This window comes from Brevibacillus sp. HB1.3 (assembly GCF_013186635.1).
GTDB classification, from domain to species: domain Bacteria; phylum Bacillota; class Bacilli; order Brevibacillales; family Brevibacillaceae; genus Brevibacillus; species Brevibacillus brevis_D.
This window is the reverse complement of the sequence record NZ_JABMIT010000011.1, coordinates 93,015-110,257: the sequence shown is the minus strand read 5'-3', so window position 1 is coordinate 110,257 and position 17,243 is coordinate 93,015. Positions and strand designations below refer to the sequence as shown.

Here is a 17,243-nt window from a genome sequence, read left to right as displayed (position 1 = left end):
GTGATACTTTTGGAAATGTTGTATATGAGGGAGCATTACGTAATCTTACCCATGCTGAGATGTTAACTTTTGTAGATAGAAAAAAGAAAGTCTTCGAAAATATTACGATAAATTATTAACATACAAAAAATACCCTATAGAGAGACGTTCCCCAACGCCCAATCTATAGGGTACACTTTTTTTCCTTTAATGAATTGCGTTCTTCTTAAACTGCCCACCGCGCACATCGTGAATATTGCCGACAGCCAGGAAGGCATTCGGGTCCACTTCTTCCACGATCAGCTTCAGCTTGGCTTCTTCCAAACGCGTAATGATGCAGAAAATCACTTTCTTGTCGTCTCCGGTATAGCCGCCCTCACCATTCAGATAGGTAACGCCACGGCCCAGACGAGCAACAATCGCATCTCCTAAATCCTTGTGATTGTCGCTAATAATCCATACGGCTTTCGACTCCTGGAAGCCTTCGATGGTCAGATCGATCATTTTGAATGCAATGTAATAGGCGATCAGCGAGTACATCGCGCGATCCCAACCGAATACAAATCCGGCACTGCTCAAAATGAATAAGTTCATGAACATTACGATCTCACCAACGGAGAATGGAGATTTCTTGTTAAGCAGTACAGCGACGATCTCTGTACCGTCCAGAGAGCCTCCATAACGGAGAACGAGTCCTACCCCAATCCCGAGAAGTATGCCGCCAAAAACAGCCGCAAGCAGGGGATCATCCGTTAGCCCTTTGACTTCGTGAAGGAATGTCGTTCCAACTGACATGATCGTAACCCCGAAGAGGGTTGAGAGTGCAAACGTTTTTCCGATTTGCTTGTACCCTATGATCAAGAAGGGCAAGTTAAGCACAAACAGGAAAACGCCAAGAGGGATTCCAGACAGATGCGAGGTAATAATCGAGATACCTACGATTCCACCGTCGATAATATTGTTCGGTACGAGAAAAATCTCTAGCGCTACCGAAAACAGGGAAGCACCAATCAGGATACCGAAGATCCTCTTGAGCAATTTTCCAATGGGTAATTTCTGATGAGCCGATTTAGCAAGTGGTTGTTCCATCGTTCCTCTCCCCATTGTGAAATTTTTTACTTACTCAGCTATTATAGCATTCATTCTTATGCGATTACTGCATAATTACACTTTTTAGTAAAAAATAATCCATTCAGACTTGTTCAGACTCATTCATACGCGTGAAATCTCTTTCGGGCGTGAATGTTGAGATAGCGAGTGTCCGGTATTGACTGGTTATATAGAAATTGCTATTTTCAAACTGTTGGGAAAATAGTTAGGGGGATGTTCCATGGGTTTCTTGAAAGCGGAGATCGAAGTATCATCATCTATAGAGCTGGTTTGGTGGGCATGGACACGAAAGGAACGGCTAGTTCAGTGGTTTGCGCCTGATGCAACGATTGAGCCGTACCTGGGCGGAGCCTATGAATTGTACTTCAACCCAGCCAATCGCGACCAGATGGGGACGAAAGGTTGCATCATTACCCATTTTGAACCGAAGGAGCGCTTGGGCTTTACATGGAAGGGACCGGATGAATTCGCAGATACCATGAATCACGAGGCTGCTTTGACATATGTGCTTGTCACCTTGTCTGAAACAGAGGGGAAAACACAAGTATTGGTCGAGCATTTCGGTTGGAAAGAGGGAGAGGAGTGGGAAAAGGCTCGGGGCTGGCACGAAATGGCTTGGTCTCATGTGTTGGGGAGCCTGAAGTCTGCACTTGAATCAGGCAAAGGAGATCTGTGCTGCTCTCCACAGGCTGCTCATCAAGGGTAGATGTTGAGGATTCATCCGTCATGGGAGTTAACAGCATCCAAACTATTGTTTATTTTGGCGAGATTGGAGACTGAAATGAAAAGCTTCGAGGAATTGTACAGCGAAAAGGATTCAGCGATGGAAGAAATAAAAAAATGGCTGTCATCATCAGAGCGGAAAATCACTCTTCTTCCAGCTGAACTGGAGAAAGGGGAAAAACAGCTTGTTGATTTGCAAGTGACGACGAGGTCAACGCTAGGTGCTGTTGCTTTTGAAACAGGCGGGATTCTGATTCACCAAGGCTGGCTAAGGATTCTAGGGTCTGGCCATCCTCATTTGCCGCGTTCCATCACTTCTTGGAACCAGCAATGTGCCTTGAACGGGATGCTGCTGGTAGCAGACGATGTCATAGGGGGATTCTTTGCGATCAATGGTGGAATGTTTCCGGATTCGGTAGGCGGTATATGGTATTTCGCTCCGGACAGTCTTGCGTGGGAGGATCTTGAAATTGGCTATACCGACTTTTTGCACTGGGCAATGACCGGGGACATCCATACGTTTTATAAGACCTTTTTCTGGACGGATTGGGAGAAGGACGTTTCCGAGCTAAAAGGCGATGAAATGTTCGCAATCTATCCTTTTTTGTGGTCAAAAGAAGCTCGTGAATTAACGATGGATGGGTGCTCCAAAAAGCCAGTACCTGTATTGGAAATTTGGGAGATGAGCAAGAACGGTGAGTAAAGGAAAGAGCGGCCCACGAAGGACCGCTCTTTTGCTTTTATTGTTTGGTTGCTGCAACTTCAGCTTGAGCATTGTGAGTATCCAGATACTCATCCGGACCGATAATTCCAGCAGCACGATCTTGTTTTTCCAGTTCAAGGGCTTTCGGTACGGAGAGCCAGTAAGCAAAAGCAATCCCGATAATACCTGCGCCCAATTTACCGAGCATGACCGGCAAGATAATGTTTGGTTGGAAGTTTGCCGAGAAGGACAAGTGGTCACCTAGCAAGAAAGCGGAACAAACCCCGAAGGAAATGTTGATAACCTTGTCTTTAGGCGGCATGGAACGAATGAGACGGAACATCGCCAGGATGTTTGCGCTCGTTGCGAGCAAGCCTGCACTACCAGAAGGGCTCATGCCAAGCTTATTACCCAATACTTCGAGTGGCTTCGCAGCATATTTACGCAGCATGTAAACCATTGGGAACGCACCTGCAAGCATGATACCGATGTAACCAGCGGTCTCCAACGCACGGTATTGGTCGGTTGGATCGGCGATGATCGGATCGAAGCCCCAAGCTCCGAAAATCTTTGTGAAGATGCCAGTAAAGTGTTGCACGATCGAGAAAACGAGTACGAGCTTGATAGCTGCATCCATTGTCTTTCCGAAAATCATGAAGCCTTTAATCATCAAGTCTGGCAGGAAGCGCAGACCAGCAGCAATCGCTAATACGAAGAACAAAATTGGTGAAAGGTTCAACAGTACCTGTCCGAAGCCAATGGCAAAAGCATAAGTCGATTCAGCGTTCGTCGAGATTTCATTGCGAACCTCTGCATTTGTCAAAACGAGAATGGCACTGGAGATAAAAGCACCGATCGGAACTGTCAAAATACCGGACATTACGCCAAGCGCCATGTATTTATGATCGCGCTTGTCCAACATAGCAAGTCCCATAGGGATGGAGAACACGATCGTAGCACCGGCCATTAGACCGACGATCATCGCCATAATCCAACCTTCTGTGGAGGTCTTCAGGAGGTTTGCCAACTGATAGCCACCCATGTCAGATGCGAGAATCGCAGTTGCCGCAATCGCAGGATCTGCTCCAATTTTGTTAAAGATGGGTGATACCGCTTTTTCTACGAACCAAGAGATGTACGGGAGGGACGCCATAATACCGGCGGCAGGAACGAAGATGTAACCTGTTGAGTGAATCCCTTCCATGAACTCCTTACCGAGACCCTCATCGCTGTTGCGGATCGCGGCAATGGCACCAATTACTGCACATAACATGATGATGTAAATAATGACGCTTCCAATGTGCTCCATGGATATCCCACCTTTTTGCGGATGTAAACAATAAAAGCACTTAGGATCTCATTAAATAAATGAGTGATACCCTAAGCGCCTTTGCTTACTTTTATGAACTTGTTTACAGGTAATGGTAATAACAGTCAACTGGAACCGCTTTCATAGCTCGCTAAAAATAAACGGAAAATACATGTCGCGTTTATTCCCTTGTGTACATTCTGAATATTTTATGCTAGAAAGCGCCGTTGCTTTACTCTGCATTATAAAGAGATTATATGGGGAGGCATGGCTAATGTCAACTGCCCTTTAGGAACAAAGAACGAATTATGTGAGGAAAAAGGTATGGAAAAAAAAGCCACCCTTGTTATTCGCAAGGGCAGCTTTATGTGTAATTTACAGTTTTGTTACGTTCTCAGCTTGTGGACCACGGTTGCCTTCAACTACGTTGAATTCTACGCGTTGGCCTTCTTCGAGGGTTTTGAAACCGTCGCCTTGGATTGCGCTGAAGTGAACGAATACATCGTTTCCGCCTTCAACTGCGATGAAGCCATAACCTTTTTCTGCGTTGAACCATTTAACTGTACCTGTTTGCATGGGTGTTACCTCCAACAAAATAAAATGAATATGTAACTTTTATTTATATAAAATAAAATTCACACATTGTAAAAGGTTCAAACATAAGTGTAAACCCTTTACAATATGTGAACGCTTTAAATAAGAATCTTTTGTTTAAGCTAATACTATCACAGACGACAGAGGAAAGCAATCGCTCAATACACGAAAGGACGGCCCAAATTGGAAATTCTGAGCCATCCATTACAAACATTCAACAAAATGTTACTTAGGAAAAGAACTTCACTCTCTCATCCAACGATTGGAATTGTTTTTCACCTGGTTGAGCGGTTGGTTTGCCAAAAGGCATCTGTGCTCTCAGCTTCCATTCGCTAGGGATCTTCCACGTTTGTTGGACTTCTTCATCGATGAGTGGATTGTAATGCTGCAAGGAAGCACCGAAGCCCTCGATTTCCAACGCAGTCCACACAACATACTGAAGCATTCCGGAAGATTGCTCGGACCAAATCGGGAAATTATCTTTGTACGCTTCGAATTTCTGCATGAGGTTTTGGACGACGCTTTGGTCTTCAAAGAAAAGAACAGTGCCGTATCCGCTACCGAAGGCGTTCATTTTTTCTTCCGTGGCTCCGAAATTTTCAGCAGGAACGATTTTTCGCAGCGTTTCTTTGGTAATGTTCCATAGCTTATCGTGCTCCGCACCCAAGAGGACGACAACGCGAGCGCTTTGGGAGTTGAATGACGATGGTGTGTATTTTACTGCTTCCAGCACGATTTCTTTAATGCGTTCATCAGATACAACGTTTTCCTTGCTGATCCCATAGTACGTTCTTCTGTCTTTTACGGCTGCAATAAAATCCTTACCCACTTTACATTCCTCCAGCAACTTGTTTTTACACTAACATGATGCATTGAAAGGGAGAAGCTTATTCAATGTTTTGTTTCTTACATTTCGTAATTAAATATAAAATTGCGTGTTACTGTTGTCAACTTTTGGGTTTGTTGATAGCGATAAGTAAACTTTTTTTCGGTTAAAATGGGATGATAAATGCTCAATTAATAAGGAGGATATGATGATTACCAAAATGGCAACGGTAGCTGTTTACGTAGAAGATCAGCAACGCGCAAAAGTGTTCTGGACAGAGAAGGTTGGATTTGAGGTCAAGCAAGAGCACCCGATGGGACCAAACAGCAGTTGGCTGGAGGTAGGACCAGCAGGTGCCCAGACTGCTTTGGTGCTCTATCCGAAAAGTATGATGAGCAACTGGCAGGAACAAAAGGCCTCGATCGTTTTTGAATGTACAGAAGTTGGAAAGACGTACGAAACGATGCGGGCGAACGGCGTTGTTTTTCAAGGAGAACTGAACAAGATGCAATGGGGGACCTATGCGACTTTTCAGGATGAAGACGGCAACAGCTTTTTGCTAAAAGGATAAGAGTAGTGACGACCTCTGGCCAAATACGGCTGGAGGTTTTTAATAAGACGAATCAAACAATCGCGCGAACAAGGTAATACATATGCGTAGTGGGCAGACCGTTAGAAGTCGCATAATGGTCAAAAATCGGCAGAACACTGTCCATGTGTTGTTCGATGGCGGACGTGAGAATAGTGGGACTTTGCCCGAAGCAACGCATGCGAATGACATCAAGTGGGGTCTGAAAATACTCGGTGGCAGTTACCGTCTGAATATCCACTCGCTGGAAAGTAGTTTGTCTGAGTTTCTCCTGCAGATTTTGCAGGATCGGAGTGTCTGCTGGACGTGAACCAAATAAATGAGGAAACCATTCGAATAATTCGGCGGACAACTGATCGCCCGGATGTAATCCGATGAACGAGCCTCCTCTTTTGACGACACGTGCTATATCTGGATAGGCGGAGGTAGGTCCCTTGCGATTGTAGGCGCAATCGAACGTATCGTCATGGAAGGGAAGGGTATATTTTGTATTGGTAACAACGAAGGAGACGTTTTCGGGTGTTTGCATACGGGCCTTTTCCACAAAGCTTTCTGTCACATCCAAGCCGACGATTTCTTTGGCAGAACGGCTCCAGTGCAGTGTGAATGCACCGTGCCCGCAACCGATGTCGAGAACGGATTGATTCGGAACCATACGGCTAATTTCTTCCATAAAAAGCGACTCGCCATTCGGTTCCGTAATGGTAGAGCGCCATGGGTATACGTATTCACCAGTCATTTTGCCCAACTGCGTGTACCAGGCCAAAGAGTGGGGGGAGAGCCAGTCAGGATGGGTGTTCGGATTCGGTGGATGAAGCATGATCGGTCACCTCTCGTCTAACGAAAATGCATAACAGGATTCATTGTAAGTATTTTCCTGTCTTTTGACAAACTCTTTAAACGGCTTTACACGAACGAAAAGTAGCGATAACGTGGAAGGTGGAAAGCGATTGAAGGGAGACGGGGCAAATGATTTTGTCACAACAATATAGAAGCATTCTGGTCGTGACCTCCGTTGACGCAGAACGGGATGCAGTGATGCGCGGCATTCAAGGAGATGAGCGATTCACTGTCATCGCTGGGGGAGTAGGGCCCGCAGCAGCCGCAGCGAGTACAGCCAGAGAGCTTGCTTGCGCGGATTACGATCTGGTCATTTGTGCAGGAATATGCGGTGGATTCGTAGGGCAAGCAGAGATTGGGTCACTGGTTGTCGCGACAGAGATTATTTGTGCAGATTTGGGGGCAGAAACCCCTGAGGGCTTTTGCAGTGTGGACGAGCTCGGATTTGGATCAGCGAAAGTAAGTGTTGATCAGGAGTTGGTAGAACAGCTGACCAATTCGATGAAAGAGGCAGGCTTGGTTGCCAAAAAAGGCATCATCCTTACACTATCCACCGTGACGGGAACAGCGGAAACAGCGGCGGCTTTGGCGCAGCGGATGCCAGACGCGCTAGCTGAAGCGATGGAGGGGTATGGTGTTGCTACTGCTGCCCAGGCTGCCAGACGACCGGTTCTGGAAATTCGCACGGTATCGAATGCAATTGGACCGCGGGATAAATCTGCTTGGCGGATAAAAGATGCGTTGGATTCTCTAGAAAAGGGAAGCTCTGTACTACGGGAGGTACTATCATGAAAATTGCATTTTCACCATGTCCGAATGACACTTTTGTTTTTCATGCCTGGGCACATGATTTGATTCCGGGAGCGCCAAAGCTCGATATTATGTACGCAGATATCGATATTACGAATACACTTGCTGCACAAGGAGAAGGTCCAGAAGTAATGAAAATCTCCTATGCGGCATTGCCGTGGGTGATGGACAATTACTCGTTGCTCCCTTGCGGCGGTGCACTGGGCAGAGGATGCGGGCCACTCGTTTTGACCCAAGGAAATTCTGGCGAGAGTGCGAACGATCCAGCACGCCTGTCCAACAAACGTGTAGCGGTTCCAAGTGAGCGCTCCACAGCTTATTTACTGTTCCGGCTCTGGGCTGCACAAAATGTCCCAGGTGGTGTAGGGGAGATCGTCGTCATGCCGTTTCATGAGATTATGCCTGCTGTACGTGACGGCAAGATCGATGCAGGACTCGTGATCCACGAGGCGCGTTTTACGTATCAAAACTACGGGCTGTCGCTTATGACTGACTTGGGCAACTGGTGGGAATCTGATACCAGTTTGCCAATTCCACTGGGTGCCATCATCGCGAAAAAATCAATGGATATCGAGGCTCTGACCAATTGGACGCGCTCCTCTGTGGAATACGCATGGGCGAATCCGACCGCATCACAAGAATATGTCATGTCCCATGCCCAAGAGCTATCTCTGGAGGTAGCGCAAGCGCATATTAATTTGTACGTAAATGAGTTTACGAGAAATTTGGGGAATGATGGTTATGCAGCTGTCGAGGCGTTGCTCGGTCGTGCAGCCGAGGAAGGGCTTGTACCAGCATTTGATTTGTCGACATTACGGCGCTAGCTAATTCAATAATGCGAGGGGGCAGCTTACAGGGTTGCCCCCTTTTCTGTTCGAGTGAAGCTTATCCAGCGTAGATCAATCCACATGCCAGGCGTTTTCCGCTATTTCCTGCCGGTTGTGAATGGAAATCATCCGGACTTTGATGGATGATCACGCTTCTACCGACCACATCGGCTGCACTGATTTTGTTTGTGAAAAAAGTCATTCGTGCATAGCCGTCATTGGAAAACAGCACGGGGAAGTCGCCAACGTGGTTGCCATGTGGTTGTTGTGTAGGGTTCCAATGACTGCCTGCTGTTGTAAAGGGATCTTCCGGATTTCCTACCGTGCAGACGCCATGCTCATGCAAATGAAAACCAAATGGCCCGATTTGCGGATGATTGCCAGTGGCTGGCTGGAAAACGGGGAGGCCACTGACTTCCACGAACACGTCGGTGCCGTAGGGGACATCGGTAAACACAATGTAGCCGTGTAGATTCGGTGCCAGTGGACCACCCTGAATTTCGGCAAAAGATTGTCCTGTTCTCCGTCCATGTTGTGAGGACACGGCTTGCAAGTCATATTCATACGGGTATTCATAAGGCTGATATCCGTGCATGCTATACACCACCTTACTTCATGAACCAGTTTGACATATCTTATGTAAGTGGTGGGCGTATGGTTACTGGGCTGGGTAGGAAAACCAAGCGATTTCATAACGATGCGAGAGATGCAGTCCTGCCTTTTCAGCCGTTTTTTGCGAGGCGATATTCGAATCCATACAGTCCCACCACACTGTGGCTGCTTCCTGATGAAGCCGATTTTTCAATTGATAAGCCAGTGTACTAGACAAGCCTTTTTGACGATAAGGTTCTAGTGTTTCTACGCCGATAGCATGAGTCGATTGATAGACCGCTGTGGACATACAAATGCTCGCCACTTCGTGATCAGTCGTAAGGGCAGCATATCCGTAGCCCTTTTCCAAAAAGTATTCGATGGAGTACCAATACTCATGGAGGTAGTCAGTCACAAAATCGAGGTTCGGAGGTATTACGGTATCGCGCCCGCGTAAAAAGCTTTCCCCCAGTTCAATAGAATAGTAGGGGGCAGGAATAACAAGAGATGACTCCTCTCCCTGATCAAGAGAAGACCGATAGACGAATTGAGTACTCGTCTCCCAGCGGCTGCTGTCCATAATAGGTGTGAGAAGTGAATCCCATTCTTTTGATTCCCGTGAGAATTCAAAGTAACTAAGGCCCTTTTGCAGTAAAATAGGGCCAATTTGTGTTTGGAAAAAAGCAGTGAAAGTAGCGGGGTGAATGCTTTTGCTTGGTACTCCGAGGAAAGCGAAGCCGCTTAGACCGATTGACCATACGAGTGCACAGGTAGGCTTGTCGGGATGATCTACCCAAAGCAACCCGGGATGATTGCCTGCGACCACTCCTGCAAACATCACGTCACTTTTATGATGGAGAAGTTGCTTCGCCAACTGTTGGTTTCCTTTTACGAGGTACACATGAATCCACTTCCTTTTAAAAAGTTCTACATGAGCATAAGTAAGTATTTACCAAGCGAACAGGAAGTTCCTTTATCCGCAGGAACATTGACGCTGATAATTATTTTCATCTACAATCAGGTGGAATTCCCCGGTATGGGCAAAAGGGTGGGCAAAACGTGAAAAGAGTGCTGCTGATTGAAGATGAAATTAATATGGCCCGATTTATTGAACTGGAGCTGCGCTACGAATCGTTTGCGATTACAGTCGCGCATGATGGACATAAAGGACTCGAGCTCGCATTACTGGAAGAATGGGATGTCATATTATTAGACGTCATGCTTCCGGGGCTTGATGGTATCGCGGTTTGTCAAAAAATACGCAGCGTGAAAAAAACACCGATTATTATGCTGACGGCCAGAGACAGTATTACGGACCGCGTCTCAGGTTTGGACAGTGGAGCGGATGATTATATTCCGAAACCATTCGCGATTGAGGAGCTGCTGGCACGCATACGCGTTGTGTTTCGCCGTCAGGAAGAACAGGAGAATGTCCCTGGAGCCATGCTCGCGCACCGAGGGCTGGTGGTCCAAATAGAGGGACGTATCGTAACCAAAAATAATCAACCTGTTGAATTGACCAAGAGAGAGTACGATTTGCTCGTGACGTTCATGAAAAACATCAATCGAGTCCTGCCTCGCGACGTGCTGCTCGATACTGTATGGGGATTCGAGGCGGCTGTCGAGACCAATGTTGTGGATGTGTACGTTCGATATTTGCGCAATAAAATCGATTCCCCCAATGAGGACAGCTATATCTCGACTGTACGCGGGATTGGCTATGTGATGCGAAAATGAGAGGACCATCGAGATTTTTAAAGCTCCCGATCAAATGGAAGCTGACACTCTGGTCGTCGCTTCTGCTTTTTCTTGTATTCATTGGCTATAATAGCTTTCAATATTTTTTTGTAGAGAAGTGGATGTTTAATCAGGAACAGCAGGTTGTGCAACAGACCATGCGAGAATTCCTCAACTACGCGCTGGAAAAAGAGCAATCTTTTGAGGGAGAGGACCTCACAGAGCTGCGCAGCTTCTTGGAGAAAATCAATCAACGAAACCAGATGATTCGCATTCTGGACGAAGAGGGTAATCCGATTGTCGTTGTCTCGGAAAACTTTCAAGATATCACACTGCCACCGCTTCCGTCTGTTCAGTCGATTCGCACTCAGACCCAAGAAGTGCGTGGTGACCTGTTGATCATGAGCAGTCCGCTTACGATTTTTCAATTTAACGGGACAGTAATGATTCTGAAGAATGTGAAAGAGTTCGAGCAGTTGAGTGGTGCGCTTTTTCAGGTCATGGCAATTGGGTGCTTGACCGCTGTGATCATAAGCGGTCTGGGTGGCAGATTGCTCGCGAGGCAGTTGCTTAAGCCCCTGCAATCGATGAATGAAACGATGAGCAACGTCCGGCAAAAAGGATTCCATGAACGTGTGCAGTTTCATGATAATCAGGATGAGATTGCGACCTTGATGAAAATGTTCAATAAAATGATGGATCAGGTGGAGCGGTCCTTTTTGCAGCAGAGACAATTTGTCGAAGATGCCTCACATGAGCTGCGAACGCCAATTGCGATTATCGAAGGACATCTGGGAATGCTCCGGCGCTGGGGCAAAAATGATCCGGCTGTTTTGGAGGAATCCTTGGAGACATCGATTCAAGAGCTCGCCAGACTAAAAGGACTGGTGCAGGAGCTGCTCGTTTTGACGAGAGCGGAGCATGTGGAGGTTGAAGAGGATGTCGCGCTCCATGAGCCGGATCAAGCTATCTGTCACATCGTCAAGAAATTTGCCATGATTCAGCCGACATTTACGATTGAACAAGAGCTCACTCCTTTGGCGGGAGAAACCTTAGCCATATCGGAAGAACATCTGGAGCAAGTGCTTCTGATCCTATTGGATAATGCGGTCAAGTATTCCGGGGAGAGCAGGAGAATCTGCGTGAGGGCCAAGGTACAAGAAACGGTAGCCTGTATGGAAATCATCGATGAAGGAATTGGCATACCCGAGCAGGATTTGCCGTATGTGTTGGACCGATTGTATCGGGTAGACAAAGCAAGAAATAGCGGGGAGAGCGGGTATGGACTCGGGCTTGCCATCGCCAAACGATTGCTGGCACGTTACAAGGGAAGTATAACGATTCAGAGTGTGGAGCAGAAAGGCACGACTGTGTCTATTTTTGTGCCGCTTCATTCAGTGAATTTCAACCGGTCCGCCTCTCAAATAAAAAATTGAGGATGTTTTTTTATTTTCACAGCATTTTCTCATTTTTGTTCGTTACAATAAGCCTTGTCAATTGGCAATGATATTCATTATCAATAATCAGTGCGATAGAGAGGGAGAATCAAAATGAGAAAAAAATCGATGCTGGCGGTCATGCTGAGTACGATGCTGACGCTGCCAATACTTGCTGCATGCGGAAACGGAGCGAATACTGCCCAGCCGCAAACAGAAGCGCCAAAGGCACAGGAGCCGGCTGCTACAGAGCAAGTCGTGAACGTATTTACTGCGCGCCATTACGATATTGATAGCAAACTGTTCGCTGAATTTACCAAGCAAACAGGTATCAAGGTAAACGAAGTGAAGGGGACAGCAGAAGAGCTGGTTGAGCGCTTGAAGCGTGAAGGAGAGAGCTCCGAGGCGGATTTGTTTATCACGGTTGACGGTGGTGTTCTGAACTACGCGAAGCAAAATGGCGTTCTGCAACCGATTCAATCTGCTGAAGTAGAGAAAAACGTACCGAAAGAGCTGCGTGATCCTGACAATCAATGGATCGGTATGGCTACCCGTGCACGTGTAATCGTCTATGCGAAGGATCGCGTGAAGCCAGAGCAGCTGTCTACATATGAAGATTTGGCTACAGATAAGTGGAAGGGCAAAGTATTGGTACGCTCTTCTTCCAATCTGTACAACCAGTCACTTGTTGCTTCTTTTATTGAGCTGAATGGCGAGCAAGCTGCATTGGATTGGGCAAAGGGTCTGGTAAACAATTTCGCGCGCAAGCCTGAAGGTGGAGATCGTGATCAGGCAAAAGCTGTCGTTGCCAAAGTCGGTGACGTTGCGATCATGAACACCTACTATGTTGGACAAATGCTGAACTCGAAAGATTCGGAGGAAGTAAAAGTCGCGCAAAACATTGGCGTATTCTTCCCGAACCAAGACACGACAGGCACACACTTGAACATCAGCGGTATTGGGTTGACCAAGCACGCGAAAAACAAGGACAATGCCGTGAAATTGATGGAGTTCGTCACAGGGAAAGAGGCTCAAACAATGCTGACAAACGGAAGCTACGAGTTCCCTGTTAATGCAGAGGCTGACAAGCCTGCTCTTTTGAAAGAGTGGGGAGAATTCAAAACGCAAAAGCTCGACTTTGCTAAGCTTGGCGAGTATAACAAAAAAGCGGTAGAACTGCTGAATCAAGCAGGTTGGAAATAAGCATGACGGGAGCACTTTTGCGTAGAAGCCTGAGACGAAAACTGAACGGGTGGGTAACGCTGAGCGTGATAGGGGCCTTTTTGGCCCTTCTCCCGTCTCTTTATATTTTTTTCGGACTCTTTCAAAAACAAAATGAAAACTGGCAGCATATCCAAGAGTATATGTTGCTGGATTACGCGCTGCAATCGCTATGGCTCGTGCTCGGTACCGGAGCCTGTACGATCATCGTAGGTGTGACCTTGGCTTGGCTGGTCGCTGCTTACGATTTTCCATTGCGTCGCTTCTTTTCATTTGCTTTTGTACTGCCGCTGGCGATTCCTCCGTATATCGCTGCATACACGTACGGCTCCATGCTCAGCTATACGGGGAGCATTCAGACGACTTTGCGTGATACATTCGGGCTGACGCTCGATCAACGCTACTTTGACATCATGTCGATGAAGGGCGCTATTTTTATTTTTACGCTGTTTTTGTTCCCGTACGTCTATTTGATTACGAAAACCTTTCTTGAAAAACAGAGTGCGGTGTTCATTGAAAATGCCAGATTGCTCGGAAAAAACCAGACACATATCTTTTTTTGCATCGTCCTGCCTATGTCGCAGGCGGCCATTGTGGGTGGAGCTAGTCTGGTGGCATTTGAAGTGCTCAATGATTTTGGAGTGACGAAGCATTTTGGGATTCAGTCTTTTACAGCGGCGATTTTCAAGACGTGGTTTGGCATGTATGACGTAGAATCGGCCATTCGTTTGTCCGCCTGGCTCATGACCTTGATTATCGGGATCTTTATCGTTGAGCGACTCGTGCGTAAGCGGAAAAAATACAGCTCGCCTACGAACAGGAGCACGCCGCTCACACGCAGAAAATTGCGCGGAATCCCGATGTACGCTGCCGTAATCTTCGGATTGGTTATTGTTTCGTTTTCATTTGTGATCCCTGTGGGGCAATTGATTGTCTGGGCGACGTGGACGTATGGGGAAGTGTTAAACGAGACATTCTGGAAGCTCTTGAGTAATACGCTGTTCATCTCCTGTATCTCAATTACCATCTTGATGCTGCTCGCCGTAACTGTAGCGAATGTCATTCGATTCTCCCGAGGCTCGATATTCGCTGTGGCACTGACGCGCTTGATTTCCATGGGCTATTCGATTCCGGGTGCAGTCTTGTCAATCGGGGTGATGGCGGTGGTGATGTCCGTGGATAAAGAACTGAGTTCCTTCTATAGCTGGATGGGCTTAGGCACCAACAAGCTGGTGCTCAGCATGTCCTTGTTCATGCTGACGTTTGCCTACATCATCCGCTTCCTTGCAGTCGGATTCAATGCAGTCGAAGCGGGGTTTGAGAAGACGGGAAACCGTTATTCAGAAGCGGCACGTATGCTCGGGATGAGCATGACACGAACCTTTTTCAAGGTGGATTTGCCATTAATCAAAGGGGCTGTGTTCACTGGTTTTATCTTGGTGTTCATGGAAATTGTGAAGGAATTGCCGCTTACCTTGCTCCTTCGTCCCTATAACTTCGAGACGCTGGCAACAAAGGCGTATCAATATGCAAGCGATGAACAAATTCATCAGGCCGCGATTCCTTCGCTTTGTATCATTGCAGTGGGGATCGTCTCCGTTATTTTCTATCACTGGTTAGGAGAGAGACAGGCAAAATGACTTTTTTTGAAGTGAAAAACCTGACGTTTGGTTATGCAAGCGGGAGCGGCAGCGTCATTCGGGATTTTTCCTTGCAGATGAACCAGGGGGAAGTTGTCGGGCTGCTCGGGAATAGTGGTTGCGGAAAAAGTACATTGCTTCGCTTGATAGCCGGACTGGAGTCCCCGAAGAGCGGACGCATCCAGATCGATGGAAAAGTGCTGGTCGATCAGGGGCAGTTTGTGGAGCCAGAGCAACGCGGGATCGGCATGATTTTTCAAGACTATGCGCTGTTTCCGCATTTGACTGTCGAGCAAAACATCTTGTTCGGTCTGCATCGATTGTCCAAAGCAGAGCGTATAGTTCGACTGAAAGAGATGCTGGCACTCGTACAGCTAGAAGGCTACGGGAAGCGATATCCACATGAGCTGAGCGGGGGACAGCAGCAGCGTGTCGCCTTTGCGCGTGCACTGGCGCCTAGACCGGCTATCTTGTTGATGGATGAGCCGTTCAGTAATCTGGATGCCGAGCTGAAAACGAAAATACGCGATGACTTGAAGCAAATGCTGCGAGCTGCCAAGATGACTTCGATTCTTGTCACTCATGACAAAGCAGATGCGGAAACGATTTGTGATCGCATCATTCGCATGACTCGCTAAGGGAAATGTGCAGCTTTCCACCTCCAAAGTGCATAGTCGTACCGTACGTTGTTGTATAATGTGCATACGAAGAATTTTGCAGTGTTCGGTCTGCTGTCTTTTGGTCAGTACCGTTCATATAGAGGAGGATGGAACATGAAAATTGAAATTTGGTCTGATTTTGCCTGCCCGTTTTGCTACATCGGAAAGCGCCGTCTGGAAGGAGCGTTGTCTCAATTTCCGCATAAGGATCAAGTAGAGGTCGTATATCGCAGCTTCCAACTCGACCCGCAGATGGAACGCGATACCGATATGGACATGCATGAAGTACTGGCAGCCAAGTATAGCATTCCGCTCGAACAGGCGAAGGGGATGAATGACCAAGTTACCCAAATGGCAAAAGGTGTCGGTCTCGACTATCATTTTGACACGATGATTCCGACCAATACATTCGATGCGCACCGCTTGACGCACTTTGCCCATGTTCATGGAAAAATGAAGGAAATGAAGGAGCGAATGCTGAAGGCGTACTTTACCGAGTCGCTCCATCTCGGAGACCACGAGGTGCTGGCACAGCTTGCTTCTGAGGTAGGCTTGGACAAGGAAGCTACGCTCGCCATGCTGGCAGGAGACGAATACAGAGAGCAAGTACAAGAGGACAAACAAAGAGGAAACGATTTGGGTGTCACGGGTGTACCGTTCTTTGTCATTAATAACAAATATGCAGTCTCTGGCGCGCAGCCAGGTGAAGTCTTTTTGGGCGCATTGAACCAGGTATGGGAAGAAGAAAACGCAGCTCCTGCTCTGAAATTCGTACAGAACGACGAGAAAAAAGACGAGCAATCCGGCGACAATTGCGCAGATGGCTCCTGCAAAATATAAGCGACACGAAAACCTAAGAGAAAAGCCGATCCTCCTGAAATGAAGGGGAATCGGCTTTTCTCATGAAAAGTTACTTGGAGAAGTACTGAAATCACTGAATAACGAGATTATTTCCTATTACTGTGAACGGTTTACCGATAGAAGAAGCAAATTGGGATGAAGCAGCGCTAACGCTCCCAATTTGCTTGCCAGAGCTGAAGTCATGACTTCCTTGGAGTGTAATATTCTCGAGACCATAAAAGAAAAGTGTCAACGTGAGCATTGCCGTATTCTGCGCTTCAGTTCCTTGATGCACGGTGCGCTTCGTACTCGCGTAATTGGCTATATGGTTATTTCCCTCAAACACTTTACCACCTTCATATTGCCACCCACCAGCTGAGTCATCCACATTCGTCAGACTGAGTCGATTTAATGTCAGGTTCATGTTAGTTACCTCCCGTAGTAGCCTTGTGCCTGATTTCTACTGGTCATCATATGCCCTGACTGCCCAATGTTGTCGGCATAATACGCCTATTTCCACAAGGTTCATGATTTGGTATTATGTAGAACTTTGTAATACGTCTTCTAGGTCTCACCACCAGCTCGTTACAGTCTATTTTCGGTGATTATTTAAGCATATCGATGACATCTAGTTTCGTTTTTTGTTCAAATACAGGCCGCATACAGCCGATTCCTTTTAGGGGAGTCGTTTTTTTATGGGAAAATTTTCTTCCCCCCTGAAACAAAAAGGGAACTCATTCGAATAATGGACAGAGCGAAAAATAGCTGGGGCCCTAGCATCACTATCCCAAAAGAGTGAGGAATGAACG

The 17,243-nt window shown here is 47.0% G+C and carries 19 protein-coding genes; 11 read left to right on the top strand and 8 right to left on the bottom strand.

Annotation, left to right across the window (positions count from 1 at the left end):
• Window positions 1-186 precede the first annotated feature (186 nt).
• On the bottom strand, window positions 187-1,068 hold the full coding sequence (locus HPY31_RS22740) for a YitT family protein (RefSeq protein WP_016738941.1): 882 nt from the start codon (window positions 1,066-1,068) through the stop codon (window positions 187-189).
• Window positions 1,069-1,309: 241 nt separating this feature from the next.
• On the opposite strand from HPY31_RS22740, the gene HPY31_RS22735 reads away from it, so the two are divergent.
• Both HPY31_RS22735 and HPY31_RS22730 read left to right on the top strand, forming a co-directional pair.
• Window positions 1,310-1,795 (top strand): SRPBCC family protein, encoded by a 486-nt coding sequence (locus tag HPY31_RS22735; RefSeq protein WP_172142566.1) that lies wholly within the window; start codon window positions 1,310-1,312, stop codon window positions 1,793-1,795.
• 75 nt (window positions 1,796-1,870) lie between these two features.
• Window positions 1,871-2,515 (top strand): DUF2625 domain-containing protein, encoded by a 645-nt coding sequence (locus tag HPY31_RS22730; protein WP_172142565.1) that lies wholly within the window; start codon window positions 1,871-1,873, stop codon window positions 2,513-2,515.
• A gap of 37 nt (window positions 2,516-2,552) precedes the next feature.
• On the opposite strand, the gene eutH is transcribed toward HPY31_RS22730, so the two are convergent.
• The 3 genes from eutH to HPY31_RS22715 form a co-directional block, all read right to left on the bottom strand.
• The gene (eutH, locus tag HPY31_RS22725) at window positions 2,553-3,824 is read right to left on the bottom strand and encodes an ethanolamine utilization protein EutH (RefSeq protein WP_012684681.1); all 1,272 of its coding nucleotides are present in this window, start codon (window positions 3,822-3,824) and stop codon (window positions 2,553-2,555) included.
• Between the two features lie 375 nt (window positions 3,825-4,199).
• Window positions 4,200-4,400 carry a cold-shock protein gene (locus HPY31_RS22720; RefSeq protein ID WP_007725380.1) on the bottom strand — a complete coding sequence of 67 codons (201 nt, stop codon included), beginning with the start codon at window positions 4,398-4,400 and terminating at the stop codon, window positions 4,200-4,202.
• Window positions 4,401-4,647: 247 nt separating this feature from the next.
• Window positions 4,648-5,247 carry a nitroreductase family protein gene (locus HPY31_RS22715; RefSeq protein ID WP_172142564.1) on the bottom strand — a complete coding sequence of 200 codons (600 nt, stop codon included), beginning with the start codon at window positions 5,245-5,247 and terminating at the stop codon, window positions 4,648-4,650.
• Between the two features lie 205 nt (window positions 5,248-5,452).
• On the opposite strand from HPY31_RS22715, the gene HPY31_RS22710 reads away from it, so the two are divergent.
• Window positions 5,453-5,815: a VOC family protein gene (locus tag HPY31_RS22710; RefSeq protein WP_172142654.1), complete on the top strand. Its 363-nt coding sequence runs from the start codon at window positions 5,453-5,455 to the stop codon at window positions 5,813-5,815.
• A 52-nt stretch (window positions 5,816-5,867) separates the two neighbouring features.
• Here HPY31_RS22710 and HPY31_RS22705 read toward each other — a convergent pair whose 3' ends face one another.
• A complete protein-coding gene (locus HPY31_RS22705; RefSeq protein WP_172142563.1) occupies window positions 5,868-6,653 on the bottom strand; it encodes a class I SAM-dependent methyltransferase in 786 nt (261 codons plus the stop codon).
• A gap of 149 nt (window positions 6,654-6,802) precedes the next feature.
• Between HPY31_RS22705 and HPY31_RS22700 the strand changes: the two genes are divergently transcribed.
• Both HPY31_RS22700 and HPY31_RS22695 read left to right on the top strand, forming a co-directional pair.
• Window positions 6,803-7,465, top strand: coding sequence for a futalosine hydrolase (locus tag HPY31_RS22700; RefSeq protein ID WP_172142562.1), 663 nt, complete (start codon window positions 6,803-6,805; stop codon window positions 7,463-7,465).
• Complete coding sequence (locus HPY31_RS22695; protein WP_016738948.1) at window positions 7,462-8,307, top strand: 1,4-dihydroxy-6-naphtoate synthase; 846 nt, start codon at window positions 7,462-7,464, stop codon at window positions 8,305-8,307. The genes HPY31_RS22700 and HPY31_RS22695 overlap by 4 nt, the downstream gene beginning before the upstream one ends.
• A gap of 61 nt (window positions 8,308-8,368) precedes the next feature.
• On the opposite strand, the gene HPY31_RS22690 is transcribed toward HPY31_RS22695, so the two are convergent.
• Complete coding sequence (locus HPY31_RS22690; RefSeq protein ID WP_172142561.1) at window positions 8,369-8,905, bottom strand: superoxide dismutase family protein; 537 nt, start codon at window positions 8,903-8,905, stop codon at window positions 8,369-8,371.
• A 63-nt stretch (window positions 8,906-8,968) separates the two neighbouring features.
• Window positions 8,969-9,802: a GNAT family N-acetyltransferase gene (locus tag HPY31_RS22685; protein WP_172142560.1), complete on the bottom strand. Its 834-nt coding sequence runs from the start codon at window positions 9,800-9,802 to the stop codon at window positions 8,969-8,971.
• A gap of 158 nt (window positions 9,803-9,960) precedes the next feature.
• Here HPY31_RS22685 and HPY31_RS22680 point away from each other — a divergent pair, with 158 nt between their 5' ends.
• The 6 genes from HPY31_RS22680 to HPY31_RS22655 all read left to right on the top strand — a co-directional run bounded on the left by HPY31_RS22680 (window position 9,961) and on the right by HPY31_RS22655 (window position 16,434).
• Window positions 9,961-10,638 (top strand): response regulator transcription factor, encoded by a 678-nt coding sequence (locus tag HPY31_RS22680; protein WP_016738951.1) that lies wholly within the window; start codon window positions 9,961-9,963, stop codon window positions 10,636-10,638.
• The gene (locus HPY31_RS22675; RefSeq protein WP_172142559.1) at window positions 10,635-12,074 is read left to right on the top strand and encodes a sensor histidine kinase; all 1,440 of its coding nucleotides are present in this window, start codon (window positions 10,635-10,637) and stop codon (window positions 12,072-12,074) included. Before HPY31_RS22680 ends, HPY31_RS22675 begins: the two co-directional genes overlap by 4 nt.
• A gap of 114 nt (window positions 12,075-12,188) precedes the next feature.
• Complete coding sequence (locus HPY31_RS22670) at window positions 12,189-13,277, top strand: Fe(3+) ABC transporter substrate-binding protein (RefSeq protein ID WP_172142558.1); 1,089 nt, start codon at window positions 12,189-12,191, stop codon at window positions 13,275-13,277.
• 2 nt (window positions 13,278-13,279) lie between these two features.
• Window positions 13,280-14,935: an ABC transporter permease gene (locus HPY31_RS22665; RefSeq protein WP_172142557.1), complete on the top strand. Its 1,656-nt coding sequence runs from the start codon at window positions 13,280-13,282 to the stop codon at window positions 14,933-14,935.
• On the top strand, window positions 14,932-15,573 hold the full coding sequence (locus tag HPY31_RS22660; protein ID WP_172142556.1) for an ABC transporter ATP-binding protein: 642 nt from the start codon (window positions 14,932-14,934) through the stop codon (window positions 15,571-15,573). The genes HPY31_RS22665 and HPY31_RS22660 overlap by 4 nt, the downstream gene beginning before the upstream one ends.
• A gap of 135 nt (window positions 15,574-15,708) precedes the next feature.
• Window positions 15,709-16,434: a DsbA family oxidoreductase gene (locus HPY31_RS22655; RefSeq protein ID WP_172142555.1), complete on the top strand. Its 726-nt coding sequence runs from the start codon at window positions 15,709-15,711 to the stop codon at window positions 16,432-16,434.
• A 91-nt stretch (window positions 16,435-16,525) separates the two neighbouring features.
• On the opposite strand, the gene HPY31_RS22650 is transcribed toward HPY31_RS22655, so the two are convergent.
• Window positions 16,526-16,858, bottom strand: a complete 333-nt coding sequence (locus HPY31_RS22650) for a hypothetical protein (RefSeq protein WP_172142554.1) — start codon at window positions 16,856-16,858, stop codon at window positions 16,526-16,528.
• Between the last annotated feature and the right edge of the window lie 385 nt (window positions 16,859-17,243).

What these genes read in the sequence shown, in the direction of transcription:
- HPY31_RS22705 (WP_172142563.1), bottom strand. Translation starts at nt 6,653, where the DNA reads ATGCTTCATCCACCGAATCCGAACACCCATCCTGACTGGCTCTCCCCC.
- HPY31_RS22700 (WP_172142562.1), top strand. Translation starts at nt 6,803, where the DNA reads ATGATTTTGTCACAACAATATAGAAGCATTCTGGTCGTGACCTCCGTT.
- HPY31_RS22695 (WP_016738948.1), top strand. Translation starts at nt 7,462, where the DNA reads ATGAAAATTGCATTTTCACCATGTCCGAATGACACTTTTGTTTTTCAT.
- HPY31_RS22710 (WP_172142654.1), top strand. Translation starts at nt 5,453, where the DNA reads ATGATTACCAAAATGGCAACGGTAGCTGTTTACGTAGAAGATCAGCAA.
- HPY31_RS22735 (WP_172142566.1), top strand. Translation starts at nt 1,310, where the DNA reads ATGGGTTTCTTGAAAGCGGAGATCGAAGTATCATCATCTATAGAGCTG.
- eutH (WP_012684681.1), bottom strand. Translation starts at nt 3,824, where the DNA reads ATGGAGCACATTGGAAGCGTCATTATTTACATCATCATGTTATGTGCA.
- HPY31_RS22670 (WP_172142558.1), top strand. Translation starts at nt 12,189, where the DNA reads ATGAGAAAAAAATCGATGCTGGCGGTCATGCTGAGTACGATGCTGACG.
- HPY31_RS22650 (WP_172142554.1), bottom strand. Translation starts at nt 16,858, where the DNA reads ATGAACCTGACATTAAATCGACTCAGTCTGACGAATGTGGATGACTCA.
- HPY31_RS22740 (WP_016738941.1), bottom strand. Translation starts at nt 1,068, where the DNA reads ATGGAACAACCACTTGCTAAATCGGCTCATCAGAAATTACCCATTGGA.
- HPY31_RS22675 (WP_172142559.1), top strand. Translation starts at nt 10,635, where the DNA reads ATGAGAGGACCATCGAGATTTTTAAAGCTCCCGATCAAATGGAAGCTG.
- HPY31_RS22655 (WP_172142555.1), top strand. Translation starts at nt 15,709, where the DNA reads ATGAAAATTGAAATTTGGTCTGATTTTGCCTGCCCGTTTTGCTACATC.
- HPY31_RS22720 (WP_007725380.1), bottom strand. Translation starts at nt 4,400, where the DNA reads ATGCAAACAGGTACAGTTAAATGGTTCAACGCAGAAAAAGGTTATGGC.
- HPY31_RS22660 (WP_172142556.1), top strand. Translation starts at nt 14,932, where the DNA reads ATGACTTTTTTTGAAGTGAAAAACCTGACGTTTGGTTATGCAAGCGGG.
- HPY31_RS22730 (WP_172142565.1), top strand. Translation starts at nt 1,871, where the DNA reads ATGAAAAGCTTCGAGGAATTGTACAGCGAAAAGGATTCAGCGATGGAA.
- HPY31_RS22665 (WP_172142557.1), top strand. Translation starts at nt 13,280, where the DNA reads ATGACGGGAGCACTTTTGCGTAGAAGCCTGAGACGAAAACTGAACGGG.
- HPY31_RS22690 (WP_172142561.1), bottom strand. Translation starts at nt 8,905, where the DNA reads ATGCACGGATATCAGCCTTATGAATACCCGTATGAATATGACTTGCAA.